At 56.2% G+C, this 13,461-nt stretch carries 8 protein-coding genes and 1 pseudogene; 8 read left to right on the top strand and 1 reads right to left on the bottom strand.

Features of this window, described 5'->3' with window-relative positions:
- The 4 genes and pseudogenes from ACFPB1_RS09080 to ACFPB1_RS09065 form a co-directional block, all read left to right on the top strand.
- Positions 1–959 (top strand): MBL fold metallo-hydrolase (locus ACFPB1_RS09080; RefSeq protein WP_379224240.1); only part of this gene is annotated, 959 nt, incomplete at its 5' end.
- Between the two features lie 52 nt (positions 960–1,011).
- Positions 1,012–1,428, top strand: coding sequence for an ester cyclase (locus tag ACFPB1_RS09075; RefSeq protein WP_379224238.1), 417 nt, complete (start codon positions 1,012–1,014; stop codon positions 1,426–1,428).
- 883 nt (positions 1,429–2,311) lie between these two features.
- A pseudogene (gene ppsA, locus ACFPB1_RS09070) lies at positions 2,312–4,929 on the top strand (phosphoenolpyruvate synthase).
- Positions 4,930–5,209: 280 nt separating this feature from the next.
- Positions 5,210–6,838 carry an ATP-binding protein gene (locus ACFPB1_RS09065; RefSeq protein ID WP_379224236.1) on the top strand — a complete coding sequence of 543 codons (1,629 nt, stop codon included), beginning with the start codon at positions 5,210–5,212 and terminating at the stop codon, positions 6,836–6,838.
- Positions 6,839–7,221: 383 nt separating this feature from the next.
- Here the strand turns inward: ACFPB1_RS09065 and ACFPB1_RS09060 are convergent, their stop codons facing one another.
- Complete coding sequence (locus tag ACFPB1_RS09060; RefSeq protein ID WP_379224234.1) at positions 7,222–8,139, bottom strand: helix-turn-helix transcriptional regulator; 918 nt, start codon at positions 8,137–8,139, stop codon at positions 7,222–7,224.
- Between the two features lie 195 nt (positions 8,140–8,334).
- Here ACFPB1_RS09060 and ACFPB1_RS09055 point away from each other — a divergent pair, with 195 nt between their 5' ends.
- The 4 genes from ACFPB1_RS09055 to ACFPB1_RS09040 all read left to right on the top strand — a co-directional run bounded on the left by ACFPB1_RS09055 (position 8,335) and on the right by ACFPB1_RS09040 (position 13,444).
- Positions 8,335–8,925 carry a hypothetical protein gene (locus tag ACFPB1_RS09055; RefSeq protein WP_379224232.1) on the top strand — a complete coding sequence of 197 codons (591 nt, stop codon included), beginning with the start codon at positions 8,335–8,337 and terminating at the stop codon, positions 8,923–8,925.
- 142 nt (positions 8,926–9,067) lie between these two features.
- A complete protein-coding gene (locus tag ACFPB1_RS09050; protein ID WP_379224230.1) occupies positions 9,068–11,362 on the top strand; it encodes a helix-turn-helix domain-containing protein in 2,295 nt (764 codons plus the stop codon).
- 283 nt (positions 11,363–11,645) lie between these two features.
- Positions 11,646–12,572, top strand: coding sequence for an ABC transporter permease (locus tag ACFPB1_RS09045; RefSeq protein ID WP_379224228.1), 927 nt, complete (start codon positions 11,646–11,648; stop codon positions 12,570–12,572).
- A complete protein-coding gene (locus ACFPB1_RS09040) occupies positions 12,572–13,444 on the top strand; it encodes a carbohydrate ABC transporter permease (RefSeq protein WP_379224226.1) in 873 nt (290 codons plus the stop codon). The genes ACFPB1_RS09045 and ACFPB1_RS09040 overlap by 1 nt, the downstream gene beginning before the upstream one ends.
- Positions 13,445–13,461 lie beyond the last annotated feature (17 nt).

Here is a 13,461-nt window from a genome sequence, read left to right as displayed (position 1 = left end):
CGCTCAATCTTACGGCTTCTTCTTTGAATGCTTTGTCGTATCGATTCATTTCTCTCGTCCCCTCGTCAGCTTTCATTTTATTTCATACGAGGGTGTTTTTCGACTGCATTTTTATCGTAGCACTCCAGATTGGCGGTAAGACACTTACTACCTTAAGCGATGGATACAGTCCCATTGATTATGACACCCTTCACTCGATCCCAAAAGAAGTGGGGATTCATCTTCAGCGTGAAGCACACCGAACAGACAATCCTATTTTTACCCATAACATGTTTCTCATTCGCGGTGAAGACCATCCTCCAATTTTAATAGATGCCGGTATGGGGGGATCTGCTGGTCCTACATTAGGTTGGCTTACAAGTTCTTTAGCAAAGGCAGGCGTGGAAAAGGAAGAAATCGGGTTCATCTTAATGACCCATTTACACCCTGATCATTGTGGGGGACTCGTGGATGAGAACGGAGAAGCAGTTTTCCCGAATGCTACACTTGTAGTGCACCAAGATGAATTAGATTTTTGGCTCACAGTAGAAGGCGAGCAACGCTCACCGGAAAGTCTAAAACCGTTTTTTGGTATGGTTCGAGCATCCGTGGAACCTTACCTTGAGCGGCTAATAAAAATGACCTCTGGAGAAGTTGCTCCTGGTATTCGTGCCGTACCACTGCGTGGACATACTCCCGGACATACCGGTTTTCTGGTTGAAAGCGAGGGAGTGGAAGTTTTTATTTGGGGGGATATTATACACCTGCCTGCCATTCAACCTGCATGGCCGTCCGTTGGAGTAATCCACGACGTCGATCCAGACGCCGCTGCAGTCACGAGAAAGAAAGTATTTGTTGAAGTAGCCGATCGGAAACAGTTAGTTGCAGGAAACCATCTAGAGTTTCCAGGTTTAGCTTATTTAGAGCGTAAAGGTGAGGCCTTTAAGCTTGTCCCAGAACTCTGGATTTCTAAGCTATAACGAATAAACAACACAGAAAAGAGCAAATAAATAAAATAAGGAGTTATGCGAAATGAATGGATTTAGGAGCCAAGGCGAAGAGCTGCTTACGGAGTTATGGGCCAACGTATATAATCTTCCTCAAGATCTCGATGTTATCGACCGTGTATGTACCGATGACTGTATCCTCTCCAATCCAGATGGCGACGTTGTAGGGCGCGCTGCCTTTAAAGAGTGGGCACGGACATTTACCTCGAAAATCCGCGACATCAAACTAAAAAGCCTCGACATGTTCAGCAGCGCCGATGGGAAGCGCGTTGTCTCACGATGGGTAGTCACGGGGTACAATCAAGGTATACTAGGCTCCCTTTCTGACGATCGCCCGATTCAGTTTACCGGAATCGCGGTATGGGAGGTTCGCGATGGTAAGCTCGCTCACAATTGGGTTGAACGAAGCACATATGAGCTCTTTCGGCAACTCCAGGAGTAGTAAGAATTTGCCCGCGATACCATTTTTCGTTTAACAAAGCAGACAACTGCGATACATTGACATGTCATTCGTTCGATCATCAAGAGCCAGGTACGAGCGAATTGTTTGTAATGTAACCGCAGATCACATAAAAAATATAAGTGTCCAAGACTTTGCATCATTTGCAAGGTTTGGACGCTTATATTTTTTTTCGGTTCCGCATGGACTTTATATACCCATACCAACTATTTTCGTTATTTATATCGTATAACGAACTAATTTTCCCGCATATGCATTTATAGAAGAAGAAGAAGGAGGATGGACGTGCAGAAGCTCCTAGCGGAAGCCTATTGCCCGAGATGCCGGACGCTCAGATGGACCCCGGCCTGTCCGGAACGCGACGAACCGTTAAGCCCCGGGGCGTACCCCGTCGCGCTATGCCCGGCCTGCAAAGCAACGATCGAGGAAACCTTGACCGCTTATTATAGGGATCACCATTCCGAATAAGCGTCGTGAACGCTGGTTTGTACCAATAACCAATCGGATACAAACGGATGAATGACCACATCTTTGTGAAAGGCGTTGATCCGGATGTATGGCATGGGTTATTTCGGACCGATAACCAGGCACAGAACATGATTTCGATTGATCGTGGATGCGGAGAGGAACATTCCTTTAAGCAAAGCCATGAAATGCTAGTAAAGCGCGATAACGACAAAAGAACCTGGACCGCCGTCCAGGTTCTTCCTATTGTACAGATATAGCTATCATGATAAAATCAGATTACGCCCAAATTATTACACGAGACAATAAAAAGTCCATTTTACAATTTAATCTTACCATGCCACCGGATCCCTGTCAACCGAATGTTTTCACGATTCTGCTTGTGAAGGAGAGATGTCGAATGAACGCCTTGGTTCTCGATTTCAGGGAAGCGGACACTAGCCAGCTGATGCTCGTCGGCGGTAAAGGGCTCCATTTAAGCGAGTTATCGGGCCTTCCGGGCATCCGGGTTCCGGAAGGATTTTGCGTCACGACGGAGGCCTTCCGGCAAGCCGTCGCCCATAGCAGCGCGTATGCCGCGCTGCTGGACCGGCTGAGCGCGCTAAGCGCGGAGGATCGGGAGCAAATCGGCGCCGTCAGCGGGCAGCTTCGGCAGTTCATTCTGGAGGCCGACCTGCCCTCCGATATCGCGGATGCCGTTGCCCGCCGTCTCTCCCGGTTCGGCGAGGCGCACGCGTACGCGGTACGCTCCAGCGCGACCGCCGAAGATTTGCCGCATGCTTCGTTTGCCGGCCAGCAGGATACGTACTTGAATGTCGTCGGCACGGAAGCGATCCTGGCGCATATCCGCAAATGCTGGGCGTCGCTGTTCACGGATCGCGCGGTTATTTACCGGGTGCAAAACGGCTTCGACCACCGTCACGTATACGTATCCGTCATCGTGCAGCGAATGGTCTTCCCCGAGGCGTCCGGGATCTTATTCACCGCCGACCCGGTGACGTCGAACCGGAAGCTGGTCTCGATCGACGCCGGCTTCGGGCTGGGCGAAGCGCTGGTCTCCGGCTTGGTATCCGCCGACGGGTACACGGTTCGGGATGAACAAATCGTCGAGAAGCGAATCGCGGCCAAAGCATTGGCGATCCACGCACGGACCGAAGGCGGGACGGAGACGCGTCCGATCGAGCCCGGCCAGCAGCGGACGCAGGTGCTGACGGACGAACAGATCTTGCGGCTGGCCAGCCTCGGCAGGGCGATCGAAGCTCATTTCGGCTGCCCGCAGGACATCGAATGGTGCTTGGCCGGCGATGAATTCCATATCGTCCAGAGCCGCCGATCACGACGTTATTCCCGCTTCCCGAAGAGTCCGATCAAGCGAAGCGCGTGTATCTCTCCGTCGGGCACCAGCAAATGATGACCGACCCGATCAAGCCGCTCGGCTTGTCCTTCTACCTGCTCGTTACGCCGGCCCCGATGCGCATAGCCGCCGGCAGGCTGTATGTCGACGCGACGCCGATCCTGTCCTCGCCCGACACCCGGGAATCGGTGCTCGATACGTGGGGCAAAGCCGATCCGCTGATTAAGGACGCGCTGATGACCGTGATCGAGCGGGGCGATTTCATTCCCGCGCCGCCGAACGATGCGCCGGAACCGGATCCAGGCATGCGTGTGAAAGGCAAGCCTCCGGAGGGTTTTCAGCCGCCTCCGTTCGAAAACGATCCGGCTATCGTGGCCGAATTGATGAACCGCAGCCGAGCGTCGGTCGAAGCGCTCCGACAGAACATCCGCGGGAAGTCGGGACCGGAGCTGCTGGATTTTATTCTGGACGACATCCGGGAGCTGAAGCGGATTCTGTTCGATCCGCAAAGCACGGCCGTGTTCATGGCCGCCATGAACGCGTCGTTCTGGATCAACGAACAGATGGAGAAGTGGCTGGGCGAGAAGAATGCGGCCGATGCGATCTCGCAGTCCGTCCCCCATAACATCACGTTGGAGATGGGCCTGGCGCTGCTGGATGTCGCCGATGCGATCCGTCCCTATCCGGACATCGTTGCGTATCTGCAGCGGACGAAGAACGACCGTTTCTTGGAGGAGCTGCCGAAGTTCGAGGGCGGACGGGAGGCCCGGGAGGCGATCGAGGCGTATCTCGGCCAATACGGCATGCGCTGCGCCGGCGAAATCGATATCTCGCGGACGCGCTGGGCCGAGAAACCGCTCACCCTCGTCCCGATGATTCTCGCGAACGTCAGAAGCTTCGAGCCGCATGAAAGCCGCCGGAAGTTCGAGCGGGGGCGCCGGGAGGCAGCGGCCAAAGCGCAGGAGCTGATCGAGCGCCTGAAGGCCTTGCCGGACGGCGAGCGAAAAGCCGCCGAAACCGAGCGAATGATCGGCCTCGTCCGCAATTTCATCGGGTACCGGGAATATCCCAAATACGGCCTGGTGAGCCGCTACTACATCTATAAGCAGGCCTTGCTGGAGGAAGCGGGCCGGCTCGTGCAAGCGGGCGCCCTGCGGGAGCGGGAAGAGCTGTTCATGCTGACGTTCGAAGAGCTGCGCGAAGCCGTCCGTACCCGGACAGCCGACCGCGGGCTCATCGGCAGACGACAGGAGGCGTACAAGGTCTATGCCACGCTAGCGCCGCCGCGCGTCATGACCTCCGACGGCGAGATCATCACGGGCACGTACATGCGCGACAACCTCCCCGCAGGCGCGATTGTCGGCTTGCCTGTCTCTTCCGGCGTCGTCGAGGGACGGGCGCGCGTCATCCTCGACATGGAAGCGGCCGACCTGGAGGAGGGCGATATCCTAGTCACCTCCTTCACGGATCCGAGCTGGACGCCCTTATTCGTATCCATCAAAGGCCTCGTCACCGAAGTCGGCGGCGTGATGACCCATGGGGCCGTCATCGCGCGCGAATACGGCTTGCCGGCGGTGGTCAACGTGGAGCGCGCGACCGAGCGGATCCGGGACGGGCAGCGCATCCGCGTACATGGCACCGAGGGGTATATTGAATTGCTGTAGACGGGCGAGAAATAAGCTGGCATCCGAGGCATCCGGGGGGAATCCCCCGGATGTTTTTTTGTACCCGGAGCCCCTGTGCGTGCAATAGCCGGGTTTCGCGCCGATCCCGCTGAAACTTTTCCGGCTGAACACTCGTCAAGCATGCATTAGAAGAAAAAACAACTTTTGGTTCGAACCTACAAGGATTTCCACATGGAAATCTCGTATTCATTTAGAGGATTAATCGCGGCAGCCGTGAAGAGCGGGGTTACGCAAGACTAAGAGACGTGGGTGATCATTTTTGTTACTGTTCGACTACATCGTGAATCTTTCGATATTTTCGCTCTTGGTCAGTATGCCGTTCGTGATCCGTTCGTTCATCAACCTCAGGCCGCTGCAGCATCCGCAGATTTGGATCGGCCTCTATGGGGGCGCCGTTGCGATCGTGCTCGTCCTGTTGGCCGTGAAGCAGCAAGGCTATGTCTACGATATCCGATACGCCCCCGTCATCTTGACATTTGCTTATCTCGGCCCGGTGTCGGGCTTGATTACCGCGTTCTTCGCTTTGGCCATCCGCTTGCTGTCAAGCGGCAACTGGTTTCCCGCCATCGGCGGCTGGGCGTTCATCATGGCGGTCTTCTCCCTGCTGCATCTGTACTTTGCCCGCCGCGGACTGCCTCCGTTCAAGCGAAGCGTAGCGTTGTCCGGCGCGTACATCGTCCTGTACCTCTGCACCGTGGTGACGTTCCGCATTCTGGTGAACAAGCCGCTTTTTCACGTTCAATATTTGGTGTTCGTCATTCTAGGGGTCCTGCTGGGCGGGCTGCTGATCGAATCGCATGAGCGGCTGCGCCGGATCATGGCCGAACGAAACGACATGGAAGCGTCGCTGAACGCAAGCGAGTACCAGTACCGGCTCATTGCCGAACACACGTCCGACCTCATCATGGTGATGGATCCCGACCGCGCGATCCGGTATCTCTCGCCTTCGCATGCCTTCGTGCTCGGGTATCCCGACTTGACGCAGGATTGCGCGACGTTGAACCGGGTCATCTGCCCCGAGGACGCGAAGGTATTCAACCAGACCGTCGCCCGAATCCTGGCGCAGAAGCAGGCGCAGTCGATGGAAATCCGGTTCCGGCACCAAGACGGGCATCTGATTCCGTTCGACTCGCTGTGCAAGCCGATCGAGGGAGAGGGCGGACAAATCGAGCATCTCGTCATCATCAGCCGGGACATCTCCGAACGGAAGAAGGCGGAGGCGTTCCTGCTGCAGTCCGAGAAGCTGTCCATCGTCGGCGAATTGGCGGCGGGCATCGCCCACGAAATCCGCAACCCGCTGACGACGCTTAAAGGCTTCCTTCAGCTGTACAGCCTGGAGAACTCCGAGATGAAATACGGCGATCTGCTCCGGGACGAGCTGGAACGCATCGAGATCATCACGAGCGAGCTGCTCTCGATGGCCAAGCCGCAGGCCGCCGCGTATACCGTCGCGAACGTCAAGGACGTCATCGAGCAGACGCTCGAGTTCCTGACGCCGCAGGCGCTGATGCACAACATCGCGTTCGTCCGCGATTACCGGGGGGCGCACTTTCCGGTGACGTGCGCCAGGAATCAATTAAAGCAGGTGTTTCTCAATATTCTGAAGAACGCGATCGAATCCATGCCGGGCGGCGGCGACATACGCATCGGTCTGCGGCTGGAGGAGAACGGGGAGTGCCTCGTCTCGATCGAGGATCAGGGCTGCGGCATTCCGGAGGAGCATCTGCAACGGCTGGGGCAGCCCTTCTACAGCCTGAAGGAGAAGGGGACGGGACTCGGCCTCATGATCAGCCATAAAATCATCAAGCAGTATCACGGACGCATCGCCTACCGGAGCAAAGTCGGCGAAGGTACGCGGATCGACATCTGGCTGCCGGTCGGCGGCTGAGACCGGGCGGAGGCCGCTTCCGGTCGGGCTGAAGCCAGACGTCACGGGGTCTCGATCGCGGCCGTTATGAGGCCGTCGCGCCGCCCGTTACTCGCCGGACGGGGGCTCTTTCGAAAGCGGTACCAAGCCGAACGCCCGTAACGGGAGCAGCAGGATCGCGGGAAGATACGAGGGCTTTTTCGGTTTCGGTTTCATTTCTGCCTGCGTCCATTTCCAAGCGTGCTTATCGCTTTCACGGAGCTCCCGATTTTTTAATTGCATCTGTTTTTCGTGCCAATAGGGATGATGCATCATCTGCCTCACGTTCCTTTCGGGTCGCCGTTATGAACGGCCAGCGCTTCGAACGTGGTTCATTATAAGAAAAGAAGTATGACAGCAGCGTGTCATACTTCTTCGTAGCGGCCCAGCATGGCCGCTATTTTCTTTGTCATCCGCTGCCGCAGCGACGGCGGCTCGAGCACGATCGCGTGCTCGCCGAAGCCGAGGAGCTTCTCGATCAGCCAGTCGGCGTCGATCGTTTCGGCGATGGTGAGCGTAAGCGTGCCGTCTTCATGGAACGTCTTCTCGTCCTCGTAAAATTCGTCCAATACCCGGGCGGAAGACCCGGGCTCGAAGCGAATGACGGCATGCTCGACCTGCTCTTGGCCGTATCCGCCGCCGGGGAAGATCTCATCCATGCGGGCTTCCCGATGCGGCTCGAAGGAGTCGGCCAGCTCGGCCAGCTCCGACATTCTCGTGAGCTTGAACACCCGGTAGTCGCGGCGCAGCCGACAGTAGCCGTACAAGTACCACGTGTTGTATTTCATCACGAGACTGACCGGCTCGACGATCCGGTCCCGATGCTCGTCCTTCGCGTTCATATACCGGAAGCGGATGACCCGGCCGGCGTGGATGGAGGAGCGAATCGCACGGAGCTGCGAGACAATGGCGCACCAGCTGCCGAGGTCCATCCGGAGGCTCGGGGCGCGTCCGTTGTCGGTCTGCACGGTCTTCAGGCGCTGAATCGTCTCTTGCGCCCGCTCGTCCTCGAAGACGGTCGACGCGCTGTCGAGCAGGGTGATCAAGGAGGCGATGTCGTCGGAGCCGAGCAGGCTTTTGTCCATCTTGTATCCCTTCATGATCCCGTACCCGCCGTTCGCGCCTTGATAGGAGACGACGGGAATGCCCGCCGCTCCGATCGCCTCGATGTCCCGGTAGATCGTCCGCTGCGAGACACCGTACCTGTCCGCCAATTCCGCCGCCGACACCACCTCGTGATTCAGCAGCCTGTAGATGATGGATAACAAGCGTTCGAGCTTCACGACTGCATACCCGCTTTCGTCACAATTTCGGATATCCGTTACTATGATCGTAGACGAGCGAAGGAGAATCTTCAAGCCTCATTTGCCAACCCCGCCCATAATCCCAAGCCCTGGCTAAACTCCTATCCATCCTCATTCCTGTATATGGTAAACTGAGGCTGCAGTTAAAATGGACCTGATAGGAGCATGCCGGTTATGGAAGCGAGTAGACTCAAATCGTTGCGCGTAAAACAAATCATATTCATGAATGCATGTATGTGCATCGTCATTCCGGCTGTCGGCTGTCTCTTGCTTGGTTTAGAGCCGTCGTCTAAGGATACGTATCTGGTATGCGCTTTTTTGTATGGCGCCTTATTGCTTCTTGAAATCTGGGGCTTCTTTTTTCCGAAGCATCTGCTCTTTATGTATGGCCCGCGGTTTATGCGTGAAATTGCGGAATATGAATGGAGAAAGCTGGGCAAGACGCAAAATCGGAAAGAGAGGATTGTCAGACTAGTTGCCTTTGCAATCTTACTTGGGAATCAAGTAGCGGCTTTCCATCGCAATAGGAATGACGCTCCCATGCAATTCCGGGATTTGCCCGAGTTTTGGACGATTGTGGCCATCATCCTATTTATCCTTACCTTAGTGGTCAACGTGGCCCTCCTGTACCGTATTCAGAAAGTCGATAACACCGAGCCGGAGCAATTCCGCTGGTTTACGCTTAAGACGCTGGCATTGGGTGTTATCTTAGGCTTGGTCTCGACTGTCCTTATGAGTACGGGGTTCGCCATCGTGTCAAACTAGCTGGGAGAACGCAATAACTCTGAACTGTAAGGCGGCTTCCGAACCTGGGATGCCGCCTTTGTCGTGATCGATCGCCTGCGTAAACTTTGTGGCGTTAAACGCTTACATAGCTGATATACTGGTCGGGGGAGGGGGTCGCGGAGTGACGTTTTTGAATCGGATTCGTCAATACCGGGTATATCGTAGATTGATTATGTCCTATCTCGTTCTGATCGTGGCGTCGATCGCGGTTGTCAGCTCGATTCTGTACGCGCTGTTTTCGCTCGAAGCGGTGAAGGAGATCGACCGTTCGTCCAAACAGGTGCTGTCGCATGTCAGCTACACGTCTAACGTGGTCTACCAACAGATCCAAGACGTCTCCAGTCAGCTGCTGGTCGATAAGGACGTCCTGTCTTTCTTCTATGCCGACGAGGTCGATAAGCTCAAGAATTACAGAGCCTACATGATGATCGCGAAGGTGCAGAGCGTGTACCCGTTCATCAAGGATATCAGCATGTACAATTTTACGAACGGCGAATATATCGATACGTTCGGACTGCCGCGGGACCCGAAGGTGAACGCGAAGTCGAACGCCGATTATTTGAGCTTCTACCCGCGCGTGGCGGTCGCCGATGACGATGCCGGCCTGCGGCTGCTGACGTTCAGCATCGTGCCGGAGCGGAAGCTGGACACGAATACGCCGAAGTATGCGCTCGTGCTCGACCTGGACGAAGCCTCGATCCAGAATACAATCGGAAGCTTGAATACGTCGTCGAAGCGGGGCGACACCTATGTGATGAACGCAGGCGGCGAAGTGCTGTCCCACTCCGACGCCGTGTATTTCATGAGCGATTTCACGGGCCGGCCCGAAGTGAAGCGGATATTGGGCGACGGACAGAATCAAGGCAACTTCGTGCAGAAGATCGACGGCAAGAAGAATATGATTACCTACGTGAGGTCGCCCGCGCTCGACTGGTACTTCGTCAGCTCGCAGCCATACAGCGAGCTGCTGTCGAACATACACGCGCTGCGCAGCTGGACCTGGATCATCTCGCTGCTCTTGATCGTGCTCGGCGTCGGCATATCGCTGCTGTGGACCGGTAATTTCTATCATCCGATCCGCAGGCTGCTCGATCAGGTCACGCCGGCCCAGGCCGCCGAGCAAGGCGGCGGGACGCTCCTGAATCAGGACGAGTACGCGCTGCTGACGAACGCGTTCATGCAGTCCATGCAATCGGCCGAGAAGCTGGAATCGAAGCTGAACCGTTCCCGGCGGGTGCTGAAGAGCAGCTCGATTCTATCCCTGCTGCAAGGTATCGATAAATTGACGGCGGAACAGATCGGGGAGGAATGGGGGAAGCGGCTCAAAGGGCCATGCTTTCGCGTCCTGCTGTTCAAGATCGACGACAAGGCGCAGTTCAAGCAAACCTATCAGCCGTTCGAGAGGCAGCTGATCCGGTTTGCGATCGGCAATATCGCCCAGGAGCTGCTCGGCCGCGATTTCGAGAACGACGCCGCCGTGACCGAGGATGAGCTGGCCGCCATCCTGCAGCTGCCGGACGAGGCGCTCGGCGACACGCTCTATCTGACGCTCTCGGAAATTCAGGACGTGGTGCAAGCGTATTACAAGATTAGCATCACCGTCAGCATCGGCGACAGCTGCGACTCGTTCGCCGGCCTGCACGATTCGTACAGCTCCGCCCGGGAGTACGGCGAATACCGCCTCTTCTTCGGTTATCATGCCATCATTGACGCCGCGCGGGCCAACCGGAACCGCGACGGGAATCTGCAGTACCCGTCCCTCAAAGAGCGGAAGCTGATCGATGCGGTCAAGCTGAGCAGCGCGAAGTCCATTCAGTCGGGCATCGCCGAGTGGATCGCGTTTATTTCCGCGTGTACGTACGCCCAGGCGATGCAGTTCACCAATTTTCTGCTGCTGACGATGATTCGGGAATTCGGCTCGATTTCGGAGCTCGGCGATACGAATACGAACGGCTTGTACGCGTATTTCCATCGCATCGAGCAGGTGGAGACGCTGGATCAGCTTGGCGCGGCGCTGGCGGATTTCTGCGAACGCGTCGTTACGGTCACGGAAGAGCATAAATTGCAAGTTGCCTCGCTCAAGAGCGCGCGCGTGATCGAAGAGGTCAAGCAGCTGATCGAGTCGCGCTACGCCGACGCTCGATTGTCGCTTGAATATGCGGCAGGGCAGGTTGACCTATCTGCCGGCTACTTGGGCAAAATGTTCAAGCATCAGACGCGGACGACGTTCAACGATTACGTGACGCTCGTGCGCATCGAGCATGCCAAACGGCTGCTGACCTCGACGAATGAAATCGTCTCCGAGGTCGGCGCGAAAGTCGGCATTCCGGGCGCCGCGTATTTCTCCACGCTCTTCAAACGCCATACGGGCATGTCGCCGTCGCAGTACAGGGAGAACCATCGGATTACCGGATAGCGGATGGAATCGTTCCGGAAAGGACTTTAGCGGCAGAGGCGCAAATACATACGGTTCATGCGGCAGACGATAAGCGGCTTCTCCCCCGCTTATCGTCTTTTCGTTTCGCGCACTCGCTTTCGATATCGAGCGAATCGCGGTTTTTCGCAAGTAATATCGCGAGCTTGAAATTTACGCTGCGCTGCCGGACGGGATATGCTGAGGCAAGAAACAGAAGGAGTGCATGCCGATGAACGACGCGACCGTTAAGCTTCGAACCTCAGCGAATCCAAGAGAAGGGAAGGTGAAGCCGAAGAGGCCGGGCGTACTGCGCGAGCTGTCCAAAAATCGTTTCTCGTATTTACTGGCGCTGCCGGCCGTCATCTATGTGTTTATCTTTTCGTATGCGACTTATCCGTATCTGGTCATCGCCTTCCAACGATTCAACTACCAACAGGGGATCTTCCGCAGCGAGTGGATCGGGCTCAAAAACTTCGAATTCTTCTTCAAGTCGAGCGACGCATGGACCGTCATGGCCAACACGATCAAGCTGAACCTGTTGTTCCTGGTCTTCGGCACCGTCTTTGCGGTCGCGCTGGCCATGCTGTTCAATGAAATCCGCCATAAGCTGTTCATTAAGCTGGCGCAGTCCACGATGATCTTCCCGAACTTCCTGTCCTGGATCATCGTCAGTTACTTGATGTACATGTTGTTCGCGACCGACAGCGGCATGGTCAACCGTATTCTGGACGCACTCGGCCTTAGCGCGCCTAACTGGTATTCGGAGGCAAAGATGTGGCCCTGGCTGCTGACCGGCATGAAGATTTGGAAGGATGCGGGCATGGGCTCGATCATCTATCTGGCCGCGATCACGGGCATCGACCAGTCGCTGTACGAATCGGCCGATATCGACGGGGCGTCCCGCTGGCGGAAAATCCGCAGCATTACGATGCCGCTGCTGGCGCCGACCGTGGCGATTCTGACGCTGCTGAACCTGGGCAAAATCTTTTACGGCGATTTCGGGATGCTCTACGCGATCATCGGGGATAACGGCGTGCTGTATCCGACCACGGACGTCATCGATACGTACGTGTTCCGCGCGCTGCGGCAGATCGGCGACCCGTCCAACGCCGCGGCGATCGGCTTGTTCCAATCCGTCGTCGGCTTCCTGCTCGTCTTCATCGCCAACTTCATGACCCGCAAATTTTATAAAGAAGGGGCGTTGTACTAATGAGCCGGCGCCGTTTCTCTGTCGTTTCCGCATGCATTTACTTGGTTCTCGCGGTGTTTTCCCTGTTCTGCCTCTTTCCGATGGTGCTGACGATCATCGTCTCGTTCTCCGACGAGAACAGCATTACGGCGCACGGGTACAGTCTGTTCCCGGACCGGTTAACGCTGGACGCCTACCGGCTCGTGTTCTCGCAGGGAAGAATTATTTTCCATGCGTATCTGATCTCCGCCATCGTCACGATTGCCGGCACGTTCCTGGCCTTGCTCGTCACGAGCATGGCCGCCTACACGCTGTCGAACAAAAACGTCAAGTACCGCAACGGGCTGGCGCTCTACTTCTTTCTGACGACGCTGTTCAGCGCCGGGCTGGTGCCGTGGTACTTGATGTGCCAGAAGCTCGGCTTGCTCGAGAACATCTGGTCCTTGATCGTGCCGAATCTCATGTTCAGCGCGTTCAACATGTTCCTAGTGCGCAACTTCATGGACAGCCTGCCCGGCGAGCTGCGCGAGTCCGCTTATGTAGACGGGGCCAACGATTTGCGCATCTCGTTCCGCATATATCTGCCGCTCTGTTTGCCCGTGCTCGCGACGGTGTGCCTGTTTTACGCGCTCGGCTACTGGAACGACTGGTTCAACGCGATCATGCTCGTCTCCGACAAGGACCTGTATCCGATACAGTACTTGCTGCTGCAGATCAAATCCAATATCGACGCGCTGAGCATGATTCCGAAGGGTGCGCAGATGATGACGATTCCGGCGGAATCGACCAAGATGGCCACTGTGGCGCTGACCGTCGGGCCGATCGTGCTGCTATATCCGTTCCTCCAGCGGTATTTCGTGAAAGGCTTGATCGTGGGTTCCGTGAAAGGCTGATAGCGAGGAACCGATCT

The organism is Paenibacillus sp. GCM10023250 (assembly GCF_042653205.1).
Lineage (GTDB): Bacteria > Bacillota > Bacilli > Paenibacillales > Paenibacillaceae > Paenibacillus_Z.
The sequence above is the reverse complement of the archived record's forward strand: the minus strand, read 5'-3'. Positions and strand labels throughout refer to the sequence as shown.